The organism is Leptothoe spongobia TAU-MAC 1115, from assembly GCF_018739885.1.
Lineage (GTDB): Bacteria > Cyanobacteriota > Cyanobacteriia > Phormidesmidales > Phormidesmidaceae > Leptothoe > Leptothoe spongobia.
On record NZ_JADOES010000005.1, the window covers coordinates 69,910 to 93,816 of the forward strand.

Genomic DNA, 23,907 nt, shown 5'->3' on the forward strand with positions numbered 1-23,907 from the left:
GATGGATAATTTAGCAACAAGCAATGGTACATCTGCCGAAGGGCATTGGAAGGGGCTGCCGTTCTCCCAAATGCCTTGGGATGATGATGATCTTGATCTGCATCAGCTGTTTACGGTGTTACGTCGAAGGGCTGTGATGATTGTAAGCATCGCAGCAGGTGTTATGGGAGCAGTGGTCGCCCATACTCTGCTGCAAGAGCCTATTTATGAGAGCACCTTCCAGGTTTTAGTAGAGCCGGTTAATGCAGATAATCAGGTTAAGGACTTTGGTGATTTACTGGGAGATGCATTACCGAGTAAATCCTCTGGGTTAGACTATGAGACTCAGGTGCAGGTACTACGGAGTCCGGGGCTCATAGAACAGGTCCTGGCAGAGCTACAAACTATTGATCCAGACCCCGATCTAGACTATGAAAAGTTTTTAGAATACCTGACCATTAGACGTGTCGGTGAAACAAAAATCATAGAGGTTCTCTACCGGGGTAAAGATCCAGAAAAAATCAAAGAAACATTAGATGTTTTGGCTGATGTATATCTCGAATATAGTCTTAAAGAGCGCCAAACTAATCTACGGCAAGGTATTCAGTTTGTAAACAAGCAGTTGCCAGAGCTGGAGGGCAAGGTCGATGAGTTGCAAAGTCAGCTAGAGATATTTCGTCAGACCCACAATTTTATTGATCCAACTACCCAGAACGAGCAAATTGCAAGGCGTTCCGAAGAACTGAGTACTCAGCGGCTGGAAGTTGATCGCCAGCTGGCTCGGGCGCAAACAAACTATGATCTATTGGCATCTTCTGAGGGGAGTGAGGCTGCTCTACAGGATGCTGCTGTTTATCAGCAGCTGATTCAGGATCTACGGCAGATTGAAGCCGATATTGCGGCAGGTTTAACGCGGTTTCAGCCTGATAGCCTTGAGATTTTGGTGTTACGGGAAAAACGGGAGCTGTTATTACCCGTTATTGAAGCAGAAGCCCAGCGAGTTTTGAGTGCTCATTCGGCTGGGGCAATTAATGATATCCAGGTTTTAGAAGATCAAAGCTCTACGTTAAATACAGCCGAGACACAGCTGCAAGATACCTTAATCCAGCTGCCTACATTGGCTAGGGAATATAGTGATCTACAGCGTGAACTGGAAATTGCGGTACGGGCATTAAGCCGCTTTTTGGAAACTCGAGAGACGCTGCAAATTGAAGCTGCCCAGACAGAAATTCCTTGGGAGTTAATTGAGGCTCCCTTAGAACCAACTCTCCCTATTTCACCAAACGTTTTCCGAAATCTGGTGTTAGGTTTGGTGGCAAGTTCTCTATTGGGCGTGGGTACTGCACTAACGCTAGAGAAACTGGATAGCGTTTGCCGCACAGTGGATGAGCTTAAGGCTATTTTGAAATTACCGCTATTAGGCATCGTTCCCTATCAAGCTGAGTTTGATAATGCTGGGACAGCAACTGGTAACGGTTTGGGAAATTGGCTAAAGCGATATTCACAACAACGGAACCATGGCCTGGGTCCCTATGGTTATGGGGGGTCGCAATTTTTAGAGTCCATGCGGTTGTTACAGACCAACCTACTGTTATTAGGGGCCGAGCGACCAATTCAGTCAATTATTTTAAGTTCCTCCATGTCGGGGGAAGGTAAATCGACGGTGGCTCAACACCTGGCTCAAACAGCGGCCACGATGGGTAAACGGGTTCTCTTAGTGGATGTTGATCTGCGACGACCGGTCATTCATAAACGTTTAGAGCTAGAGAATATAAAGGGATTAAGCGATTTACTATCTGGTAATGCAACTAAGGCATCTGTGTTGCAGCGGGCAATGCCTTTTATTGAGTTTTATGCAATGACAGCGGGTAGTATTCCGCCGGATCCGGTCAAACTGTTGTCGTCTAAACGGATGCAGCAGTTAATGGTTGATTTGGAAAAAGAGTTTGATTTGATTGTTTATGATGCACCTCCACTAGTGGGTTTGGCCGATACAACATTAGTGGCACCCCATACAGATGGAGTGATCCTGGTATCGCGGGTAAATAAATGCGATCGCGATATCCTCAGTCACACCATTGAAAATATTCGCTTTGCCAAAATCCCCGTCCTGGGTCTGGTGGCCAACGGCGTCATCCCCGATGGCAAAGGCTATAAATACTATAGCTATGGCTATGAAACCCCCCAGCAGGAACAAGATAAGCCACTGGCCCATCATGAAAAAAACGGTAGCAATGGCAATGGATCAACCTCCCCCCGCGAAGAGGGTCTCAGTCTGACTGATTTCTTTAAATCGCATAAATAGGCATGGCTGATTTCTCCATTCCCATGTCTATCGCAGTTGGGCTAAAGCAAAGACAGCTGTTGATAGCCTAAGTCCTTAGCTGAGACTAAATTGGCGATCGCAACCCCCAACAACCTCACCCGAGGCCGGGGCTCCAAATGATGCTCCAACAAAGCTTGAGCCAAGGGTCCCATCTCTGCCGCCTGGTGCATGGGTAGGGTTACTGTACGACTACGGGTGATTTGACGATAGTCAGCATATTTAATTTTGAGGGTGAGGGTATAGCCCATTTTTTTGGCCTTTAGCAGCCTGGCCTCCACATCGTCGACGATCACGGTCAAAGCCTCGAACATGGCATCCAGGGTGCAGAGATCTTCGGCAAAACTTCGTTCTGCACCAACGGATTTACGAATGCGGTTGGGATTCACCTGACGGCTGTCCTGGGCATTGGCCACTCGAAAATAGTGACGCCCCACTTTGCCAAAGTTGGCCACCAGATCAGATTCGCTCCAACACTGTAGATCAGCCCCGACCTCAATCCCTAGCTGTTTCATCTTGCGGGCAGTCGCTGGACCAATACCGTGAAATTTTTCGATGGGGAGGGTGGCGATAAAGGCCATGGCATCCTCTGGCAAGATGACGTACAACCCATCGGGCTTATTCACATCCGAGGCCATTTTGGCTAAGAATTTATTAATGGAGACGCCAGCCGAGGCAGTGAGCCGAGTGGTTTCGACAATGCGTTGCTTGATGAGTTTGGCCGTTGCGATCGCAGACTCACAGCCAGTCACATCCAAATAAGCCTCATCCAGGGATAAGGGCTCAACCAGATCTGTATAGTCCCGAAAAATGGTCCGAATCTGCTCCGATACCGAACGGTACACATCAAACCGAGGCCGAGCAAAAATCACATGGGGACAGCGCTGGATCGCAATCCGTGACGGCATCGCCGAATGGATGCCATAGCGTCTGGCCTCATAACTAGCCGCCGCCACCGCTCCACGTTGCTCTGGCCGTCCTCCCACCACGACCGGCTTATCCCGATACTCAGCATGGTCACGTTGCTCAATGGACGCATAAAAGGCATCCATATCGATATGGAGGATTTTGCGAAAGTCCATGGCCTGTAGAGGCCCTTACATAAGAGCAAGTTATTATAACAACCCCAGCTGGAATTGGGATGCCCTCAGGGTTGAAATCAAAAAGTGGTTGTCACACATTGATCAATTAGTGCGAACCTCTTCTATTGGAATAACGTCTTCGGGATCATCCCACCGTAAATGTCCACCAACACGAATAATAAAATCATCATAATCGTAGTCAGTATTGATATCACCCACTAACAGTGAGCCGGTATCCTCCCAACGGAGTAACAGACCACCATTGATCACATCTTCTAAGGGTCCTTCAAATCTTGCATAGTCACGACTCCCAGCATTTAAGTTACTGGTTGAATACAGTGTGCCTGCCGGTTGACTGCCAAAAGAAGACTCCAAGTAAAAGCTATAGTCAGTATTGGCGGCAAATCGAAATTCTCCTAGGGGTCTAGGAATCGTATCACCGGGAGAACCGTAAAAATCACTTTGGTTTTGAGGCCCCGCATCATCTTGATAACTTGAAGGTTTGTTGACCGGTTGGGGCACATCGGAGTCTTTAACTTCTCCGTACAGTGGAAACTTCTCTCCAGTTTCTAAGTTGATAATCCCAAAAACAGATCGATAGCTGCCGTTGGACTCCAAAAACTCAAACTCAACTACAGTATCGACTGCTAATCGAATACCCTGATTGCCAAAGAATTCCTGCGCCTGGGTCGCAGCAGGCAGTCCCCCCAACGCAACAGCGGTGACGGTCAACCCTATGGCTGTTTGGCGCAGGGGAAAAAAGTCAAAGTATCCACTCATTTTCGATGTAAGGGCTATGATTAAACTATTTGAATATACTAACTACCAGATACGCCGATTTACTGCGGCAGGCTGATTATTACCCTGGTTAGCTAAGGCCTCTTGGGCTAATTCGATTAAACGGCCCAACTCAGCACAGGCGGGTGTAAGTTCAGCATTAGCTCCCGGTTCACGGGCAAAACGTCGAATTGCCGATTGGTCCTCACAGGCTAGCTTGGCCTGTCTTAATTGCTCCGCCAGACTTACGTTAGGGTCAATGCCCAACTCGTCACCAAACTCATTGAAAAATTCCTGGAAGAAGTCAGATAAGCGTCCTTCTTCATCGGCATTACCAATAATAGGATCGCCTAAGAGGCCTGTGTTATCTGATTGGTTAGGACCAGTCACATCGGATAAGTTGGGACCAGTCACATCGGATAAGTTAGGCCCCGTGACATCGGACATATTGGAACCGGTGACGTCAGATTGATTTTGGGCAAGTCCGATGGATGGGTGCATTAGGGGTGCGATCGCAACCACACTTGCCAACAGAGGTCTCCAGAAGATGCCCATTGATGTTAGCGACTTTTGTAATACCATTTGATTTCAAACCTATACATTTCAAATCGTTACATTCAAAGTTGAAATGAAACGCCAGCACCGAGTACAAATCGGGAGCCGTCCCCTGCCCCAGTAATATCTCTAATCGCAGGTAACAGCACCAGGGGTAAATCTCTAAACGGCGTAATTGAGACCCCTGCAGCTAAGTCCTGACCAGTCCACTCCACAATGGCACTGACAGGTTCCACTACCCGCACAGCCACGCTACCAAAGACGTTAACGTTATCTCGATTATCAAAAACATCATCTTCCGTACGAAAACGACCATTCCCCACCCCGGCAGTCACGGCAACGCGACTAAAGGGCTCGGTGATACTTTCCCGCGTGCGGATCAAGTGGGAAACAGACCCATAAATCGAGTCTTTAAAGTCCACAGGAGAATCGGTGGTAATAAATCCTTCCCAGCCCAAAGCAACGGACCAACTCTCAGTCAAACGCTTGTGTACCTTGGCATTAAAGCCACCGGCACCAAAATCTCGACTGCCGCCAAAACTGGCTACTGTATAGGACAGCTGCACTCCCACATTTTCACGGGCATCCCCTAAACCGATACCAATCACAGCACCACCATCATCTTCATTGCCAAAGCGAGTTCTTTCCTGGTAGCCAACGCCGACAAACGCCGTATAGTTGTCAGCACCAAAACCAGAAGGATTAGAAATCGTAATGGCTGGAGAACTTTGATAAGGTCTGGAGACCGTTGCACCAGGTTGTTCAAGTTCTCGCAGCAATTCATCAACTTCCGCTTGACTCGGAGCATCCAGGTTCTGCAAAGGCGGCTCTAGAGGCAACTGAGCCGTGTCAACAACAGTCTCAGTCTCAGACGCTTCAGAATCGAAACCTGAGACTGTTATTTCAACAGATGCAGTATTAGGAGTCATAGCAAGGCTCCCAGGCACAGCACCATTTGGAGTCACCGTATCCGCTGCGGCAAGAGCTTGCGACACACGCGCTTTTAATGCCTGAATGGAGGCTGCATCTGCCCTACTGTCACCACTATGGGGCAACCCCACCTCAGGAGATCCATGATCTCTCAACTCATTCTCAACTGCGGCCTGGGGGGGATCAGGCAACATTACCCGCGTTGTGGGCAATGCCCCTGTGGGCATCTCTGTGAGAACAGGCAATGGACGACGGGCGGTGGTGGTTGCAATCACCTCAGATCCACCTGTGTCGCTAGAAATCTCATCCACTGCGACGGGGGCCGGGCTAACAATTTCATCAGCCATAGCCAAAGGCTCTACCACAGCGCTATCGGGCGAAATCACTCGGGCTGTTGGCAATGCTCCCGTCGGTATATTAACCTCTGGACTAGCCGATGGGTGACTTGCCGTGACCGTCGACTCACTAGAAATACTAGGGGTAGCTGTTTGGGATGCTGCTGCTGATTGCTCTGTTCTATCTAATAGAGAACTATGAGTAGGGATCTCACGAGTGGCCGTAGCCACTAAATGCTCCAGCTTTGTAGCACTGCTGTCAGACTGTGTTGGAGCCTGTGGTGGCGGCGAAATCTCCAACACAGGCTCCGATTGTTCAAGCTGATCGGTGCCATTATTAGTCTGAACTGGAGCAACCGTTAATGGCTGAGCGGCTTTAGTGACTAACGGGTCTAAATGATCAAACTTAGTAGCCTGATCAGGCGACACCGGATCAGCCTGAGGCACAGATGCACCAGGCAATGGCTTGGTCGCAGTAGCCACCAAATGCTCAAGCTTAGCAGTAGTGTCATTACTGTCATTTGGTGGCACCACTGGTGACTCTAGCGGCGGTGATGCCAAAGACACAGGTGTCGTACTAGTTTCCTGGGAGACCGGGACCTCAGAAGCGACTTCAGCAATGGCCTGGGGACTAAATTCAGGCTGTTGAACTTCATTCTCTGGTGCAATGCTTTCGGCATTGATAGCGACAGCAGCATTGCCCGCTGCAACGGCGTCCGATTGTTCAGTAGAGGCTAAATCAGTAGCACTGTCATTGGCTGACGGCTCAGGGGTAGCTGTTGTGCTTAACTCACTAGCACTAACCTGTCCTAAATTTGTTGAGGCAAAGGCAGTGAATAGGGTTATCCAACCAATTAGGACTTTATCAGAGGGCTTGATCACGGTTTTACTCCTCTAGCTAACCTCTTTAATGAGCTCTAAAACATGACAGCGGCTATCTTAATTTAATAGCTACTAAATTGGGGCTATTTTCATTACGCTTCCCAAATGGGATTAAAAAAATAGCAATGGACCCAAATACTTTGATAAATGAAAATCCTTAATTATTAATGATTAATAAATAGCATAAGCGGGAAGGGATTTAAATCCCCTTCCCGCTTATAAAATCTGGATAGTGGGCATTCGCCCTTAGCTATTCCATTCAGATTTTCATCCTAAGAATTCAGGTTTATACCTTCTTTAGCCAGCTAAACATTGCCCGTAGATCCTTGCCGACTTCTTCGATAGGATGCTCAGCTTCACGACGACGAATGGCATTAAAACCTGGATTTCCAGCTTGACTTTCTAGAACAAATTCACGGGCAAATTGACCGGTTTGAATTTCTTTGAGGATCTGTTTCATTTCCTTTTTGGTGTCCTCAGTAATAATCCGTGGCCCGCGAGTGTAGTCACCGTACTCAGCTGTATTGGAAATGCTGTAGCGCATGTTGGCCAGACCACCTTCAACCACCAGGTCAACAATGAGCTTGACTTCATGGAGACATTCAAAGTAAGCCAGTTCGGGCTGATAGCCAGCTTCGATCAGGGTTTCAAAACCGGCTTTGATCAGTTCACTAAGGCCACCGCACAGAACCACCTGCTCACCAAATAGATCGGTTTCAGTTTCTTCGCGGAAGGTGGTTTCTAGGATGCCGGCACGGGTACCGCCGATGCCCTTGGCATAGGCCATGGCCATATCACGGCCTTTTCCGGAGGCATCTTGGAAAACGGCAAACAGGGCAGGCACACCTTGACCTTGCTCATAAGTACGACGAACCAGGTGGCCAGGCCCCTTAGGCGCAATCATCACCACATCCACATCTGCGGGGGGAACGATCTGGGCAAAGTTAATGTTGAAGCCGTGGGCAAAGGCCAGAACGTTACCCGCCGATAGATTGGGGGCAATGCTCTCTTTGTAGACAGTCTTTTGGACTTCGTCCGGTAGCAGAATCATGATCATGTCTGCCGCTGCCGCTGCATCAGCCACAGGCTTAACGGTCAGACCTTCTGCTTCTGCTTTGGCGGTAGAACGGCTGCCTTCGTAAAGACCCACAACGACGTTGACGCCGCTGTCTTTGAGGTTAAGGGCATGGGCATGCCCCTGGGAACCATAACCGATGATGGCAACGGTTTTACCATTGAGTAAATCTAGATTTGCGTCGCTGTCGTAGTACATCTGGGCCATTATGAAAGCTCTCCTTGATTTGCGGCTGTAGGTGATCAATCCTGATCCAGCACCGACTTATCTGGACCGGTTGTGCAGCCTTTCATCCTACCAAACCATCCGTCGATGTAAGCATTCATACACTAGAGTCTTTAGGGATATGTGTTTAAATACAAGCGCTATAGTGTGAACATCCAGGTTTACTGATGCTCGCTTCTATGGTGGAAACTCTTCAGGCTAATAGAATAACCCTTGTACAACTTGCGGAGGATTTTGGCCTAGTTGCGGATACAGCTGGTACAGCATTTCCAGAATGGCAAGATAGTATGCCTGAGCTAACGACTCGTGAAATAGAGACGGTTGAAGAAGTCAAACAGGAATACCTTCATCTAGCTAGATATGACCTACTTGAACCTGTCGTTAAGTTAGTCATATTGTCACCGCTCTTAAAACTTGCAGGATTCTATCGCCCACCGTTTTATATCGCGGCTGAAAAATCTATCGATTTAATCTCCCAAGACGGTGAACTAACCGTACGGGGACAAATTGATATCCTGGTTTTTCAACCTAAATTCTGGGTCATCTTAATCGAAGCTAAACGTAGCTACTACTCCTTGAGAGCAGCTATTCCTCAAACTTTGGCCTACATGATGGGAAACGCCCAGCCCATTAGTTTTGGTTTTGTCACTAATGGTAGTGAGTTTCAATTCCTCAAGTTGACTAACCAAAATGGCTGGCAATACAGCCTATCCCATACTTTTTCCTTAGATCGCAAAGATGACTTGCAGCAGGTCACTCGTACCCTAAGGCATTTAGGACAAGTAGCCACAAGAAAACAGTCAGAGGACGCATAAAATAACCTGTTGGGCTCTGAATATCAAAGCCCAACAGGTTAAAAGGTGAATACAAAGTCTATTACTGGTGGTTAAGTCTCTATGCCAGCAAACGACGACGTAGCATCATGCTACCGAAGATGGCTAGACCTAACAAAGCGCCGGGTTCAGGCGTTTCAGCTGTATCTGTACCTTCTTCAAAATCAAAGGACTGGTCGCTAAAGCGCAAGGAATAGTTATCCGTTTCAAAACCACCGCCACCGTTCTGGGTAATTTTGATGCGATTAAACAGACCCTCTGCTTCGTTGGCGTAGAAATGTACAAAACCGTTGTACTCGTTATTATGATGGGCTGCTTTTGTAGGCAGCTTAGAGTCACTCGAACCAAAGACATTATTGTAGTCAAACAGACCCAGGCTGGTTTCAACGCCCTGGTCGTCAACTTGCAAAAATTCAAACTTGTTCTCAGGACTCAAGGCTCCCCAGTTCATGCCGAAGTAGTTGAGACTATTCGCTAAATCAACAGTGACCGAATTACCTTGAAAGACAGCCAAATAATCAGAGGTATTTCTCTCGGCATTAGCGCCAGTAGGTGCCCATACATCACTTTTGACATTTGTTCTGTTGCTACCTAGGGCTTTATCAAAGGTAAATACCACGGACTCATCACCGAAGGTATAAGCATTAGATTTACCGGCAACGGCCTGACGCTCGCTAGGATCGTTAAAGTCGATATTGACAATCCCTTCTTTGTAGTAGAAGTCGGAAAATGCACCCAGAGAACCGTTGGGGTCATCGGTCAGGTTGAGACCCTTAGTCACCTTAGCCGTAATGCTATCGATGGTGAACTCGCTATAAATAGGTAAAGAAGTATCATCGAAATCTTCTGCTTGAGCCAGGGGTGCAACTGCTAGGGAAGTTGATACAGTAACGGTTGCAGCTAGCAAAACCTGAGAAATACGCTTCATGGTAAGAGTACTTTATTTGATACTGAGTGAACGATTTAACCTGGATGCTGCAGATGTGCTTCCTGCTACAGGCTTGTGATCAGTATCACCAATAGGGGGCTTCACCCCTATCGGGAAAGACCCTTAAAAAGGCGTATCAGAGCTTTAATAGGTTTTTACGGGGTTCAATATTAAATTGAGACACCAAATATCAATTGATACGTAAATATACTTAGGGAGCCTACCAATAAACCTGCTGATTAGCAGCTTTGCTCCAGTTAACTTAACTGAGTTCATAACATTGGCTTACGTCTTACTGCGGAATCAGGTCAGACCAACACCTTAGCCAAGCCGTTTACCTCACATAAACTTATTCCAATCATCAACGGCAATTTTTTTCAAAAGAAAAGACATGTAGAAAACAAACTTGAAACTCTTCTGTCCTCTGTCTTTTGAATTCTCATCGAACTAAGATAACCTCAGCTCAGTTGGATAACCTGATAGTCTGTCACAATTAAGGACTTAGGATAAGGCATGTAAAGAAAAAGATTAGAGGGTTGAGAGATAACTCTCTACCCTCTAATCTTCATCAATGTCTGATTTCGATCTTTAGCTTTGATGTTGAACTCTAAACCTGTGGCATTTTTTCATGCCAGGGAGTTGCCTGTTCATAAGCTGAGGCAACTTCAAATAGGGTATCTTCTCGCAGAGCATTCCCAATCAACTGCAAACCAATAGGCATCCCTGCTTGATCAAACCCGCAGGGCAAACTAATCCCTGGTAGACCCGCCAAATTGACCGTAATCGTCATCAGGTCAGAGAGATACATACTGAGGGGGTCATCCACTTTGGCTCCAGCCTTAAATGCAGTGCTCGGCACCGTGGGTGTCAGCAACACATCCACATCTTTAAAGGCGGCTTCAAAATCCTGCTTAATCAACGTGCGGACCTTTTGGGCCTGGAGATAATAGGCATCGTAGTAACCGGCGGAGAGGGCATAGGTACCAATCATGATGCGGCGCTTCACCTCAGCACCAAAGCCTTCGGCGCGGGTCTGCTTATACATGGACAGCAAGTTATCGGTTTCAGCGCGCTGACCATAGCGAACACCGTCGTAACGGGCTAAATTCGAAGAGGCTTCTGATGGGGCAATGATGTAATAGGTGGGCAATCCATAACGGAAATTGGGACAAGAGATTTCAACAATCTCTGCCCCCAGCTCTTTGAGCTGGGCAATGGCAGCATCCATCGCTGTGGCCACATCACCATCTAGACCTTCGCCAAAGGTTTCTTTGACTAGACCGATGCGCTTGCCCTTGAGATCAGTTTTGAGATGCTGGGTATAGTCAGGGATTTTGACATTGAGACTAGTGGAATCTTTGGTATCGTAACCTGCGATCGCACCCAATAAAATCGCCGCATCTTCCACCGTGCGACTAAAGGGACCAATCTGATCCAGCGACGAAGCAAACGCCACTAATCCAAATCGGGACACTAAACCATAGGTGGGCTTCATCCCCACCACCCCACAGTAAGATGCAGGCTGACGAATAGAGCCCCCCGTATCTGATCCCAGGGAAATGGGAGCCTGGTCCGCCGCCACAGCCGCCGCAGAGCCACCCGAAGAACCACCGGGTACGCAGCTGGTATCCCAAGGATTAGCCGTCAGCTGATAGGCAGAATTTTCGGTGGAGCTGCCCATGGCAAACTCATCCATATTGGTCTTACCCAGGAAAATTGCTCCGGCATCCGCCAATCGCTGGGTCACTGTCGACTCGTAGGGAGGAATAAACCCTTCTAAAATTTTTGACGCGCAGGTAGTACGAATGCCCTTGGTGCAAAGGTTGTCCTTGAGAGCAATGGGAATACCAGCCAGGGGACCGAGAGATGTGCCAGCTGCGATCGCATCATCCACCTGCTTTGCCTGGGCCAATGCCTTATCCGCCGTCACCGCTAAAAAGCTATGGAGTTTAGGCTCTAGCGTTTGCAACCGATCTAAATAATCTTGAGTAATTTCAACCGCAGTACGCTCCTTTTGAGTGAGCTGTTGCTGCAACTTGCGGATGACTGACATTAGGGCTCCTTCAGTATGCCTAGCAATTCCAAGCTAACAGTATAGGTGGGAATGGGGAGAATGAAACCATTGATAACGGCAATACAAGGCTCAGTTGCCATGGAAATATTTTTCGCGAAATGTGTAGCCTGGCACAATCTTTCCTATTATTTTTCTATTAAATCGTTAAAGAACATCCATTGCACTTAGTAACCCAGGAGGCAATCGTTCATCCTGGTTATTAGCAGCAATATCCACCTATCGTTGCTGGTTTGGAAATAAGCCTGTAGGTTGCAATCTCTGGGTTGTAATCACTGTATATTTGCATCTAGCAACCTGATCCAAACCAAGGCTCAGTAACGTTCCCCCTTAATTCCTGACAGTCATTAATAATCGCAATTGTCATCCTTGGTTCATAAGCCCGTATGATCCTTTTTCGCTCTACTCCTAAGCCTATCTGGCGTCAGACTTGGTTGCGCTTGCTATTGCTGTCTGGCAGCACCGCAGGGATGGCCATGCTAATAGTGCCTCGACTGCCATCGGCATGGTTAGTAAACACCCAAGCGTGGATGACATCAGTCACTGTCGCATCAGCTGGTAGTAGTGATGTAGAAGTTTTCAATGAACCCCCTTCTCGATCAAAGGAGCAGCTACGTCAGGTCAACACCAATGGTTTCGTTAAGCCATACATTGCCCTGACCCAAATCAGCTATGACATGACCCAGGGTGTTCTAAAAAAAGAACAAGCGGCCGTTAACTATAACCAAGCAATCAACCTGGCCCAGCAAGCCTTAGCATTGCGTAAACAGGGCAATAGCCTCGAACTTCGCCAACAGGAAAAAGACCTGTGGCAAAATGCTGTCCGTACGTTGGGGGCAATTAACCGCGATTCAGCCAACTATGCCCAAGCCCAAGCCAAATTAAAAGAGTACGGCACCATAGCAACGGTGGTAAGTCACCGGATTAAACAAGAGCAATCTTCCTTTTTAACCCCCATTGCTGCGGCCAAGGGTAATCCCAACGCCGTGCGCATTTCCTTGTGCCAACTAGGCACCCATGAATGTCGTGCATTTCGTGGCAATGTCCCCCCCCTCAGCCTAGCAAGCCTGGTAAAGCTGCCCTTGGCGATAGCGCTCATGCATAAGGTAACCAGTGGCCAGGCTAATCTGGAGGAGCCGCTGTACATTAATCCCAGCAACTTTACCGAAAATGCTCAGGGGGCCAAGATCTTTGTTGATAAGACCTACACCCTGCGGGAAGTCATGGTGCGCATGATTACCGAAAGTAATAATATTGCCACCAATCAGCTGATCGACTACATGGGCTATGACGCCATTAACAATGCCCTCAAAGCCGAAGGATTTACATCTACCACCGTGGGTCACAAGCTGGTGGGCAATAGCACCTATCCCAAAAGCATGGGTTCAGGTCGAAACATTAGTACCGCCGATGAGCTCACCAAAATGATGATGCGCATCTACAGCTTTACTAAGTCGAGTGATGAAGAGATTTTAAATGCCCTAGTCGGCCAGTATGACCTGGATTTTGGTTATCGAGCTCTGATCAAAGAAAAACCGGACATTTTCTGGATCGGTGAAAAAACAGGTCAAAATTCATCAGTGATTGGTAGCACCGTAGCATTCAAAGTTGATGAAGAACGCTATGTGATGACCGTCACCATTGATAAGAGCACCAACCAAGGAAGACTACGGCAGATTATCCGAGATGTGGCTCGGCACGTACTGGAGCATGGACCTTTGGACCAACAACAGCCAGCCCCCAAAGTGGCCAAGCGCCTTTGAAAGCACCTCTGGAGATGAACTTGCCCTAATCATTGACGGCTCCTTGACGGCAACCGCTTTAGAATAGCTATTTTTTTCGCCGACATATGTATTCCAGAGAGTCAACTTCTAAGGTGTTTTTTGATAGGGAAAATTGGACCTATTTATTAGTTGTGACTATCAAAAATTCCACCCATTTCTAGCATGAATCCTTGCTTAAAATTCGCCATTAACAGGGCCAGTTTTAAGGATTCTCGTAGCGACAGCGGCAGCTGACAGCTGCTGTTTAACGCTAGCGGATATATCCAAAATTCTCTGTCATTTGCTCAACTTATAACCCTAATAGGAATAGGTATAGGGCGATCTCAACTTTTACGTATCTCAGAGCACAAACCAAAAATAAATTGTTTCAACCTCTTGTCAAGGATTAGATACACCCTCAAACTAAATAATGAATTAACAAACTGCGCTAGTGAGACGATCCTGTGAAAAGAGTTCTTTCGATTATTCTCGGCGGTGGTGCTGGTACTCGCCTCTACCCTTTAACTAAGTTTCGTGCAAAGCCCGCAGTTCCCCTAGCCGGTAAATATCGATTGATTGATATTCCAGTTAGTAACTGTATCAACTCAGAAATATTAAAAATCTACGTCCTCACGCAGTTTAATTCCGCCTCGCTCAATCGCCATATCACCCGCGCCTATAACTTTTCACAATTTAGCGATGGTTTTGTCGAAGTGCTGGCGGCCCAACAGACTCCGGAAAGCCCAAGTTGGTTTCAGGGTACTGCAGATGCTGTTCGTAAGTATCTCTGGCTATTTGAAAGCTGGGATGTGGATGAAATCATCATCCTCTCTGGCGATCATCTCTACCGTATGGATTACGGCCTGTTTGTAGAGCGTCATCGAAGTACAGGGGCCGATGTCACCCTGTCGGTAGTGCCTGTAGGCTATAAGGTAGCGTCCAGCTTTGGTCTTATGAAGATCGACGGGTCTGGCCGCATTGTTGACTTCCATGAGAAACCCAAGGGTGACGACCTTGAGGCCATGAAAGTAGATACGACCACCCTGGGGCTCAATCCTGAGCAAGCTAAGGAAAAGCCCTTCATTGCTTCCATGGGTATCTACGTCTTTAAGAAACAGGCACTTATTGATCTGCTGAGACGTTCCCCCGAACAAACTGACTTTGGCAAGGAGATTATTCCCGGTTCTGCCCGTGAATACAATGTCCAGGCTTATCTGTTTGATGGCTACTGGGAAGATATTGGAACGATTGAGGCATTCTTCAATTCCAACCTGGCGCTTACCCAACAGCCCCACCCACCGTTTAACTTCTACGACGAAGACGCCCCAATCTATACCAGAGCCCGCTATCTTCCCCCCAGCAAAGTTCATAACTCTAAGATTACTGAGTCAATTGTTGGCGATGGCTGCATCCTCGAACAGTGCAACATCCATCGCACTGTGATTGGACTACGGCAGCGCATTGGTGCCAATTGCGAAATTGAGAATGCGCTGTTGATGGGGGCCGACTACTACGAATCTGCGTCTGAAAGTCACCAGCATCTAACCCGTGGCAAGGTACCTGTGGGTATTGGTGAAGGCACCATGATCAAGCAGGCCATCATTGATAAGAATGCTCGTATTGGCCGCAATGTAAAAATCGTCAACAAGGAAAACATTCAAGAAGCCGAACGGGAAGACCTCGGTTTCTATATCCGTAGCGGCATCGTCGTTGTTCTCAAGAATGCAGTCATCCCTGACGGCATGATTATTTAAGGATATTCGGAAGGATATCCGTAGGGTGGGCACTGCCCACCATCTACCACCATTCCTGCCACCAAAAGGGCTCCCTTTCTGGGAGCCCTTTTGTCCTCAATGTCGTTATTGAATCTTGGGTTTATTCTGGTGGTATCGATCTCTGGTGGGCAGTGCCTACCCTACAAATGGATTTTCGCGAAAGTCTTACAATGGCGGTTAAAACCCTGACTGCTAGCAAACTTCGCAGTGGCCTAACCATGTTGGGCATTATCATCGGTAATGCGTCGGTTATTTCCATGGTGGGACTGGGAGAAGGGGGTCGCCACTATATCAATGAGCAACTCCAGAGTCTGGGGCCAAATATTTTATTTATCGTGCCCGGTAACCGGGAAACAAGGCGGTTAGGCGGATTGGAAATCTCTCGCAACCTGGTGCTGGCGGATGCTAATGCCATTGCCGAGCAGGTGCCTTCAGTCATTGATGTGGCCGCTGAAAATACAACGCCAGGATTGCTATCATTTCTCAACCGCAATGCCAATGCCAGTGTGATTGGCACTAATCCAGCCTTTATCACCGTACGTAATTTCACCATCGGCCAGGGGCGGTTTATTACTGACTTAGATCTGCAGCGCACCAGTGCCGTTGCTGTTCTAGGAAATTCTCTGGCCGAACGATTATTTGAGGACCAGGTGCCCCTAGGGCAATCATTGCGCATTAATAATATTGCTTTTGAGGTGGTGGGGGTGCTGGAACTCCAGGGTTCAAATCTGGGGGTTAACTATGATGATGCGGTGATTATTCCCATCACCACTCAGGCTAGTCGGATTGTAGGACGCACATCTCCCTATGGTATTGAGGTGAGCTTTATTTCGGCGACAGCGCGTAACGCAGATAGTATGCAAACGGCAGAATTTCAGATTACTAATCTGCTACGGCTACGTCACGGGATTGTCAATGTCGAAGAAGATGATTTCTTTATTCAAAATCAGGATACGCTGCTTTCTATTGCCGATACGATTACTAGTGCATTGACCCTGATGCTGGCTGCGATCGCAAGCATTTCTCTTCTGGTTGGCGGCATTGGCATCATGAACATCATGCTGGTCTCTGTCCGCGAACGCACCCAAGAAATTGGCCTCCGCAAAGCCGTTGGGGCCTCCCAGAATGACATTCTCATCCAGTTTTTAATCGAAGCCATTATCCTCTCTGCCGTTGGTGGAGCCATGGGTACCTTCCTAGGCGTCAGCGGCATCAGTTTATTGAGCTTGCTTACCCCCTTCGAAGCCTCTGCCTCCATCAGTGCCATTGTGGTCGCCGTCGGCGTTTCCGGCAGTATCGGCCTATTCTTTGGCGTCATTCCTGCCCGCCAGGCAGCCAAACTAGATCCAATTGTGGCGTTGAGAAGTATCTAACAAATTTTTCCATGCCTTCCCTGATCGACCTTCACCAAATCTCCAAAGTCTACGGCAGCGATAACACCGAGGTGAAAGCGCTGTGGGATGTCAGCCTAACCATTGACCAAGGAGACTATTGCTCGATCATGGGACCCTCAGGATCAGGGAAATCGACAGCCATGAATGTAATTGGCTGCTTGGATCGCCCCACCGGGGGACAGTATTTTTTTGATGGCCAGGATGTTGCCCAGTTAGACGATGACACTCTGGCAGCTATTCGCAATCGCAAAATCGGGTTTGTTTTTCAACAGTTTCATCTGCTACCCCAGCTCAGTGCCTTAGATAATGTTGCCTTACCCATGGTTTACGGGGGGGTGGCAGCAGCCGAGCGGCGTGAGCGAGCGACCATGGCTCTACAGCGGGTAGGCCTCGGTAACCGTTTAACCAATAAACCCAGTCAGCTGTCCGGGGGACAGCAACAGCGAGTGGCGATTGCCCGAGCCATTGTCAATCGTCCATTGCTGTTATTGGCCGATGAACCGACCGGGGCCCTGGATACCACCACCACTGCAGAGGTCATGACCATTTTTGAGGAGCTCAATCAAGGCGGTATCACCGTGGTGATGGTCACCCACGAACCAGCTGTAGCCAGGCTAACAAAACGGGTGGTGTGGTTTCGGGATGGTCAGGTGGTAAATGCCCATATGCAGCCCGAAGACGTTAGTTATGGGGCCCTGGTGGAGTAAGGGAAATTACTGACACAACGACGTAAGATTACTGGAATTAGGTGGTAGGCTATGAACCATTGCCATGTAACATTTCGAATTCTTAAAAATGTTCGACTTTCAGCCATCCACGGTCTAGCAAACATTACTCGTTCAGCAATCTGCTAATTCAGGGGATACTTCTCAATGAACTTAGGTCACCGCTATGGGCTATCACTATTGCTAGCACTAAGTCTTAGTACTGCAAAACCTGCTATTGCCGAGCAGTTTCGCAATGCTGAGGCCGCCCTGGAGCAAGGGGTGATCTATGTCCAACAGGGGCAGTTGGATGATGCGATCGCAGCTTTTCAGAGTGCCATTACCCTCGACCCCACACTGGCTGTTGCCCACTACAATCTTGGCTTAGCCTACCGTGAACAAAATCAAATGCAAGCGGCGGCAGATGCCTTTTGGAAAGCCATTCAAGCCGATGCCGAATTTACCATGGCCTATGTAAATCTGGGAGCCGCACTCCTGGATGGCGGCAATCTGGAGCAGGCAGAAAGCTATCTGCAACGAGCTGTGACCCTGGAACCCCAGTTAGGAATTGGTCATTACAACCTGGGATTAGTACAACGACGTCAGGGTAATTTATCAGTAGCACTAGAGTCTTTTCTAACCGCTGCAAATCATAGTCCTCAAGCGCCAGAAGTTCACTATCAGATTGGGCTAATTTATCTGCAACAAAATCAGCTAGAGGGGGCTGTAAAGGCTCTAGAAACAGCAATCAGCCTCGACAATAATTATCCAGAAGCCCATTACAATCTAGGCATTACCCACTTTGGCCGAGGTCAATCAGACCTGGCCCTTGAACAGTTTGATCGCGCTATCCAGCTCTATCCAGACTTTGGCCATGCCTACTATTCAAAAGGTCTGGCACTTGCAGAGCTAGGCCGTACTAATGAAGCAGAACAAGTATTACAACAAGCTCTAAATCTCTACATTAACCAAGAACGTAGTGAGTGGGTAACCAATACTCAGGCCCAGTTAGAGCGTATTCGCCAATAGTCACTAGAAAATCATGCTGAAGGGTCATAAGTAAATGACCTTCAACATGATTTTTGTGGGTTGTTTATTTTGTTATGGCAGCCCTCAAACTAGCTAAAGAAATCTAGCTCAAATGCACGGGGTTGGCCACTTTCCAACAGTGCCAAGTTACTCTTCAGCTGACGCCAGACCAAGCCTGCGCTGAGAAAAGTTAGAGGAGCTGCGGCTGCGTAGGATAACCAGGTGGGCGTACCAAAGCAACCTAAGCCAGAGGCAAGGAAAATTGCTGTTCCTGTGCAAATACCCAAAAAGGGCAGCTGAATGTTGATACCACCCAGCTTGGTCACAACTTCAGATGAGCGAGTTTTTTGCCATGTGGCCACAATGTCCTTGAGGACAGCGCTAAAAGCTGCGCCTGAAGTCACTGCAATCAACAGACCAGCCACCATAAAGAAATAGGGAGGTGTAAACCAATAGTAATAAGTCATGACTGGGCAGTAGCGCTCTATGTGTAAAGTTCTGTTAATTCATTTATTATACGCTCAGTGGTCACCGCTAGCGCTGTGTACCTCTTATCGATAGGCTGAGTAATCGAGGGTGACGCATTCATCTTTGATCAATGGACTGAATGATCAAGAGCGGCGCACCCACTCTCCTGCTGTCTAGTCTTCGTTACGCTATGTCCCAGGCATCCATCGGTGTTGCTGTTGTTGGTACAGGGTTTGGCCAAAAAATCCATATTCCCGGCTTTAAGGCCCATCATCGGACTAAGGTGGTGGCCGTTTATCATCGCGATCTCAACCAAGCCCAAGCCATCGCCGAACGCCATGGTATTCCCCATGCCTGCGACACCATCGAAGCGATCATCGCCCTACCTCAGGTACAGGCTGTCAGCATATCCACGCCCCCCTTTGCCCACCACGCCATGGCAACAGCAGTGCTCAAAGCAGGCAAGCATTTGCTGCTAGAAAAACCCACTGCCCTAAATGTGCAGGAGGCCAGACAACTCCATGGGCTAGCTCAGCAGCACCAGGTAACGGCCATTATGGACTTTGAATTTCGATTTATTCCTGCCTGGCAGCGATTGGCAGAATTACTCAAAGAAAACTACGTCGGTCAAAAGCGCTTGATCAAAATTGACTGGATTGCTGGCAGCCGAGCGAATCCAGAACGGGCCTGGAATTGGTATGCCCGCCAGGATCAAGGCGGTGGAGCTCTAGGTTCGATTGGGTCTCACATGTTCGACTATGTTGACTGGCTGTTTGGACCGGTCAAACGTCTATCGGCAAACCTTAGTACTACCATTACCCAACGTCCAGACCCCGTGTCTGGTGAATATAAGCCAGTTGATTCTGACGACACCTGTAGCATTACCCTGGAGCTAGTCGACGGGACTCCCGTACAGGTCACCCTTAGTGCCGTTACCTTAGCCGGTCGTGGGCATTGGGTTGAAATTTACGGCGAGCGGGGCACCCTAATTCTGGGTAATGCCAGCCAGAAAGACTATATCCATGGCTTTATCTTATCTGGCAGCCAGGCCGGTGAGCCCTTAACTGAGCTAGATATTCCAAAACGCTTAGCGTTTCCAAAACTCTATGACGACGGCCGCCTGGCTCCCTTTATCCGAGTTGTGGACCATTGGGTCGCTGGTATTGATAATCAGCAAACATTAGTCCCATCCCTTGCACAGGGTGTCTACTCACAGCTGCTAATGGATCTGACCCACCAAGCCCATAATCAACAAACCTGGGTTGCAGTACCTCAGTAAAGCCAATGGGAACAGACCCATAGCCTAAATCTCGAATGACATACATTTCTAGTGGAAATTACTTAAACACTAGGCAAAAAGTACCTAGACAAGATTGTTCAAAAAGTTCGATCATAACCAGAATGTATGGTGAACTTACTGCGAAAACATCCATTACCTTGTTATTAGCAATGAACTAACAGGATGCTTAGGTCAAACCATGTTCTAAGTAATGTACATTGAGTGATGCACATTGAGCAATTATGCGTTGCACCTTGAGGATACAGATCGTCCACAATCATGTCGTCGCAGCAATTTCCCATAACCTCTTTACAAACCCTTAGGCGTTCCCTCAAGCAGCAGCTGGTCTTACCAGAATGTGAGCATACTCCCAGCGCTACTGCCGCTGATAACATGCCTGAGCCTGACTCTCTAGCAAGCTTGAGTAACCTATTTCGAAAGGGAGGAATTACTCATACAGAGGGTTCAACTCCCAATGCTAATGGTCGATGGTTTATCAGTACTGTCGATGCCAGTGCAGTCTTCAAACATCTCCCAGGCATTAGTCTCAAGCCCAATTATTGCTTAGTCACCTATCTCTATCGCATTCGACGATCAAATATAAACCATGGCGGAGCTGTCACCTGGGCTATGGTTAATCAGCTCAGCACCACATCTCATTTAGAAGCAGCCCTAGCAAAAGCTGGTGATCATAGCACTCCCCCATATCCCGAAGGGGCCCTGCTAAATTACATGACTGCTGTTACAGGAAATTTGACTAGTGGCTCCTTTTTGATCGCATCTGTGCTGCAGCGGGAGCTACAAGAATTTGGCCGCTGCGGGAAATTTCACCGCTGGCAGCATCATCGCCTGATTGGTAACGTGCCTAAACAAAAACAATGGCAGTGGCGCATGGAACCCCCCAGGAACTTAACCCCAAAGGTACATAACTTACCTAACGGCAAAATGGCGGTTGAATTTTACACATGCCGAACTATACCCCCTATAGGCATCTTTCGACATGTCGATCGATACACAGCCAATAGCTATGTAGCCAAGGCCAGCAATCAAGCTATTGCATCTGCCGTAGAGTAAATGCTCTACAAGCAAGTGCTCTAGCGGAGGAAACTACTAACAAACCAAAGCAATGTCATCGTGACAATTGCCACTAAAGCATTTACTCGCTCTGGGGATAGGCCCAAGCTTTGTTGGCCGACTAGGCTAATAGCTAAAAGTCCCAGCAAAACACCTATGAGTAAACCACCAGCAGCAAAAGCAAAGGAACGCCAGAATTTGTGCTCCTTACGATTGAGAAAGAAAATCGTTGCTGCTACAGAAAACCCTAGGGCCGTTGCAGAACTATTTACAGTAAACCAAGCTAGTGCTGCCAACGCCAAAAACACGACCGAGGGCCATAGGATATCGTCTCGACTAGGGGTGTCTAACCAATCCTGTAACCAACCTGGCGTCTGGGGAGCAGGTAAGGATACTCTGGGTGCCGATGTCGATGATTCTGACGTTTTTTCGGCAAACCGAATCCGATCGGGCACTTTTATCTTGCCTTCCTGCCGCATTCGCAGTCGTTCCATTAAAATGGCGTCGTAGGCAGCTTCAATAGCTTCCTTTTGCTGGGGATCGCTATTACATTCTTCTAGGAGACGTTTACGAGCCACCTGAACCTCTTCAAATGAAGATGACTCATCCAATCCCAACGTTTTATAGTTGCTCTCATTCATGTCGACACCTGGTATGTACGGTGGCCATTACGACGCTTACAAATGATGATACGACGAACACCCCGGCAAATAGTGTGATGTACATCAAAAACACCATTGCCAACTGGCACCATTGCTAATCGACAATATTGCCAATTGGCACCATTGCCCATAATTAATTACCAGTTTAACCACCTTGGCAAAAAAAACAGGCATAGCATAACAGAAATGTCAGATAACTTTTTAGAAGTTTCTTTGTTTCCCATGTCTCCATCCTTATAATTACTGGCATCTCTGGTATCTAAATTTGGATAATCCAGCGTAGATTTTTTTTGACCCCACACCGTGCATCCACTATCAATAGAAATATATATTCCAATAAATATATGTATGGCACTTGATTGTGCCATTTTATCCAGCTGTTTTTAGCAGAATTCTTTGATAAGGTGTGGAAGCCCTGTAAAACTTCTCTGAAGTTATTGAAAACTTGTGAAATAGGACTTTAGATGTGTCTTCACGGGCAGTCTAACTCCAGTAGGATTTATGCCGTTGCTGATTTACAGAATGAATCGATCTAGAATGGACGCCGTTTGTCGGACCTTTTTAGATTCAGTCCTCACAGGGATCAGCGACGCAAGATTTATTTTTACCTTTTTACCTAGACTCGTATTTTTTTTGGTGTAAGGATTATGACCACGGCCTCTGCCAAAATTTTAGTTGTTGACGACGACCCAGCCATCCGGAATCTTATTCATCGATTTTTAGCAAAGCAGACCTATGAAATGGAATCTGCTGAGGATGGGAAACATGCCCTGGCCGTGTTTGAGCAGTTCAATCCAGATTTAGTGATTTTGGATGTCAATCTGCCCGATGCCAATGGCTATGACCTGTGTAAGGAAATGCAATCGCGCACGGGCGTTTTTGTGTTGATGTTGACCAGTCGTACGGATGAATCAGATAAGATCCACGGCTTTAATCAAGGTGCAGATGATTACATTACTAAGCCATTTAGCTTAGGTGAGCTTGAGGTGCGGGTAGGCGCAATTCTTAAGCGTCAACGACCGGTTACAGCAGCTGAGCAGCAGTGTCTCACCTTCAACTCTCTGGCCATTGATCCTATTCGTCGGGAAGTTACCCTTGAAAGCCAGCTGGTCCCCTTGACGGCACTTGAGTTTGACCTACTTCACTTCCTGGCCAGTCACCCCGGTCGAGTATGGCGACGGACTGAATTGATTCAAAAAGTATGGGATTACGAGTATGTAGGTGACCAACGTGTGGTGGATGTACATATTGGTCAGATTCGTAAAAAGATTGAGATTGATACCAATCAGCCTACATTGATTCAAACGGTACGGGGAGTGGGGTATAAGTTTGAACCACCGGCAACGGGTGCTGAGGCTGTTGAAGCATAGTTTGGATGCATATGAGTAGCGTTGCTGCTAATGCAACGCTTATTTAATTGAATTACTCAACTTCTAATTTTTTGGCATAACTTCTGAGGGCTACAGATAAATTCTGTAGCCTTTATTCGTTTAACGTTCTTTGACAGAGGGACTAACGAGTTCTGGTGATAAACCTGGCATGTCCCCTTGACATGGACTGAAGAGTAACTTAGCACGGTTGAAAAGTGGCCAACCTCGTGCGTAATCGAAGAGCATCCACTAGGAAGTGCCCCTCCAGGATTATCCATTTTGAATCAGGATTGAGGCATTCGGATTTGTGATCACTCACTTAAAAAAAAGCCTCCGCAATGCGAAGGCTTTGGACGTGCACTCAAGGAAAGTTTTTTGGAGACGACTGTGAGCA

At 47.7% G+C, this 23,907-nt stretch carries 20 protein-coding genes; 10 read left to right on the forward strand and 10 right to left on the reverse strand.

Annotated elements, in window-relative coordinates; genetic code table 11:
- Position 1: 1 nt before the first annotated feature.
- The gene (locus IXB50_RS04085) at positions 2 to 2,284 is read left to right on the forward strand and encodes a GumC family protein (protein ID WP_215607667.1); all 2,283 of its coding nucleotides are present in this window, start codon (positions 2 to 4) and stop codon (positions 2,282 to 2,284) included.
- Between the two features lie 41 nt (positions 2,285 to 2,325).
- On the opposite strand, the gene dinB is transcribed toward IXB50_RS04085, so the two are convergent.
- From dinB to ilvC, 5 genes are all read right to left on the reverse strand, one after another.
- On the reverse strand, positions 2,326 to 3,384 hold the full coding sequence (gene dinB, locus IXB50_RS04090) for a DNA polymerase IV (protein WP_215607668.1): 1,059 nt from the start codon (positions 3,382 to 3,384) through the stop codon (positions 2,326 to 2,328).
- A gap of 102 nt (positions 3,385 to 3,486) precedes the next feature.
- The gene (locus IXB50_RS04095; RefSeq protein ID WP_215607669.1) at positions 3,487 to 4,164 is read right to left on the reverse strand and encodes a DUF4114 domain-containing protein; all 678 of its coding nucleotides are present in this window, start codon (positions 4,162 to 4,164) and stop codon (positions 3,487 to 3,489) included.
- 42 nt (positions 4,165 to 4,206) lie between these two features.
- Entirely contained in the window at positions 4,207 to 4,692 is a 486-nt protein-coding gene (locus tag IXB50_RS04100; protein ID WP_215607670.1) for a hypothetical protein, read from the reverse strand.
- A gap of 86 nt (positions 4,693 to 4,778) precedes the next feature.
- Complete coding sequence (locus IXB50_RS04105; RefSeq protein WP_215607671.1) at positions 4,779 to 6,863, reverse strand: atrophin-1 family protein; 2,085 nt, start codon at positions 6,861 to 6,863, stop codon at positions 4,779 to 4,781.
- Between the two features lie 286 nt (positions 6,864 to 7,149).
- Positions 7,150 to 8,145 (reverse strand): ketol-acid reductoisomerase, encoded by a 996-nt coding sequence (gene ilvC / locus IXB50_RS04110; RefSeq protein WP_215607672.1) that lies wholly within the window; start codon positions 8,143 to 8,145, stop codon positions 7,150 to 7,152.
- A gap of 185 nt (positions 8,146 to 8,330) precedes the next feature.
- Between ilvC and IXB50_RS04115 the strand changes: the two genes are divergently transcribed.
- The gene (locus tag IXB50_RS04115; protein ID WP_246564079.1) at positions 8,331 to 8,978 is read left to right on the forward strand and encodes a type I restriction enzyme HsdR N-terminal domain-containing protein; all 648 of its coding nucleotides are present in this window, start codon (positions 8,331 to 8,333) and stop codon (positions 8,976 to 8,978) included.
- A 79-nt stretch (positions 8,979 to 9,057) separates the two neighbouring features.
- Here IXB50_RS04115 and IXB50_RS04120 read toward each other — a convergent pair whose 3' ends face one another.
- Complete coding sequence (locus IXB50_RS04120) at positions 9,058 to 9,924, reverse strand: Npun_F0296 family exosortase-dependent surface protein (protein WP_215607673.1); 867 nt, start codon at positions 9,922 to 9,924, stop codon at positions 9,058 to 9,060.
- Between the two features lie 607 nt (positions 9,925 to 10,531).
- Positions 10,532 to 11,977, reverse strand: coding sequence for an Asp-tRNA(Asn)/Glu-tRNA(Gln) amidotransferase subunit GatA (gene gatA, locus IXB50_RS04125; protein ID WP_215607674.1), 1,446 nt, complete (start codon positions 11,975 to 11,977; stop codon positions 10,532 to 10,534).
- A 404-nt stretch (positions 11,978 to 12,381) separates the two neighbouring features.
- On the opposite strand from gatA, the gene IXB50_RS04130 reads away from it, so the two are divergent.
- The 5 genes from IXB50_RS04130 (at position 12,382) to IXB50_RS04150 (ending at position 18,660) form a co-directional block, all read left to right on the forward strand.
- Positions 12,382 to 13,758 carry a serine hydrolase gene (locus IXB50_RS04130; RefSeq protein ID WP_215607675.1) on the forward strand — a complete coding sequence of 459 codons (1,377 nt, stop codon included), beginning with the start codon at positions 12,382 to 12,384 and terminating at the stop codon, positions 13,756 to 13,758.
- 464 nt (positions 13,759 to 14,222) lie between these two features.
- Positions 14,223 to 15,512 (forward strand): glucose-1-phosphate adenylyltransferase, encoded by a 1,290-nt coding sequence (locus IXB50_RS04135; protein ID WP_215607676.1) that lies wholly within the window; start codon positions 14,223 to 14,225, stop codon positions 15,510 to 15,512.
- A gap of 167 nt (positions 15,513 to 15,679) precedes the next feature.
- Entirely contained in the window at positions 15,680 to 16,906 is a 1,227-nt protein-coding gene (locus IXB50_RS04140) for an ABC transporter permease (protein WP_215607677.1), read from the forward strand.
- Positions 16,907 to 16,917: 11 nt separating this feature from the next.
- Positions 16,918 to 17,634, forward strand: coding sequence for an ABC transporter ATP-binding protein (locus tag IXB50_RS04145; RefSeq protein WP_215607678.1), 717 nt, complete (start codon positions 16,918 to 16,920; stop codon positions 17,632 to 17,634).
- 165 nt (positions 17,635 to 17,799) lie between these two features.
- Positions 17,800 to 18,660: a tetratricopeptide repeat protein gene (locus IXB50_RS04150; RefSeq protein ID WP_215607679.1), complete on the forward strand. Its 861-nt coding sequence runs from the start codon at positions 17,800 to 17,802 to the stop codon at positions 18,658 to 18,660.
- An 89-nt stretch (positions 18,661 to 18,749) separates the two neighbouring features.
- Here the strand turns inward: IXB50_RS04150 and IXB50_RS04155 are convergent, their stop codons facing one another.
- On the reverse strand, positions 18,750 to 19,127 hold the full coding sequence (locus tag IXB50_RS04155; protein WP_215607680.1) for a hypothetical protein: 378 nt from the start codon (positions 19,125 to 19,127) through the stop codon (positions 18,750 to 18,752).
- Between the two features lie 191 nt (positions 19,128 to 19,318).
- Between IXB50_RS04155 and IXB50_RS04160 the strand changes: the two genes are divergently transcribed.
- Entirely contained in the window at positions 19,319 to 20,407 is a 1,089-nt protein-coding gene (locus IXB50_RS04160) for a Gfo/Idh/MocA family protein (protein WP_215607681.1), read from the forward strand.
- A gap of 279 nt (positions 20,408 to 20,686) precedes the next feature.
- The gene (locus IXB50_RS04165; RefSeq protein WP_215607682.1) at positions 20,687 to 21,481 is read left to right on the forward strand and encodes a hypothetical protein; all 795 of its coding nucleotides are present in this window, start codon (positions 20,687 to 20,689) and stop codon (positions 21,479 to 21,481) included.
- Between the two features lie 20 nt (positions 21,482 to 21,501).
- Here IXB50_RS04165 and IXB50_RS04170 read toward each other — a convergent pair whose 3' ends face one another.
- Entirely contained in the window at positions 21,502 to 22,122 is a 621-nt protein-coding gene (locus IXB50_RS04170; RefSeq protein WP_215607683.1) for a CPP1-like family protein, read from the reverse strand.
- Positions 22,119 to 22,274, reverse strand: coding sequence for a hypothetical protein (locus tag IXB50_RS04175; RefSeq protein ID WP_215607684.1), 156 nt, complete (start codon positions 22,272 to 22,274; stop codon positions 22,119 to 22,121). The genes IXB50_RS04170 and IXB50_RS04175 overlap by 4 nt, the downstream gene beginning before the upstream one ends.
- Positions 22,275 to 22,790: 516 nt before the next feature.
- Between IXB50_RS04175 and IXB50_RS04180 the strand changes: the two genes are divergently transcribed.
- Positions 22,791 to 23,513 carry a response regulator transcription factor gene (locus IXB50_RS04180; protein ID WP_215607685.1) on the forward strand — a complete coding sequence of 241 codons (723 nt, stop codon included), beginning with the start codon at positions 22,791 to 22,793 and terminating at the stop codon, positions 23,511 to 23,513.
- Positions 23,514 to 23,907 lie beyond the last annotated feature (394 nt).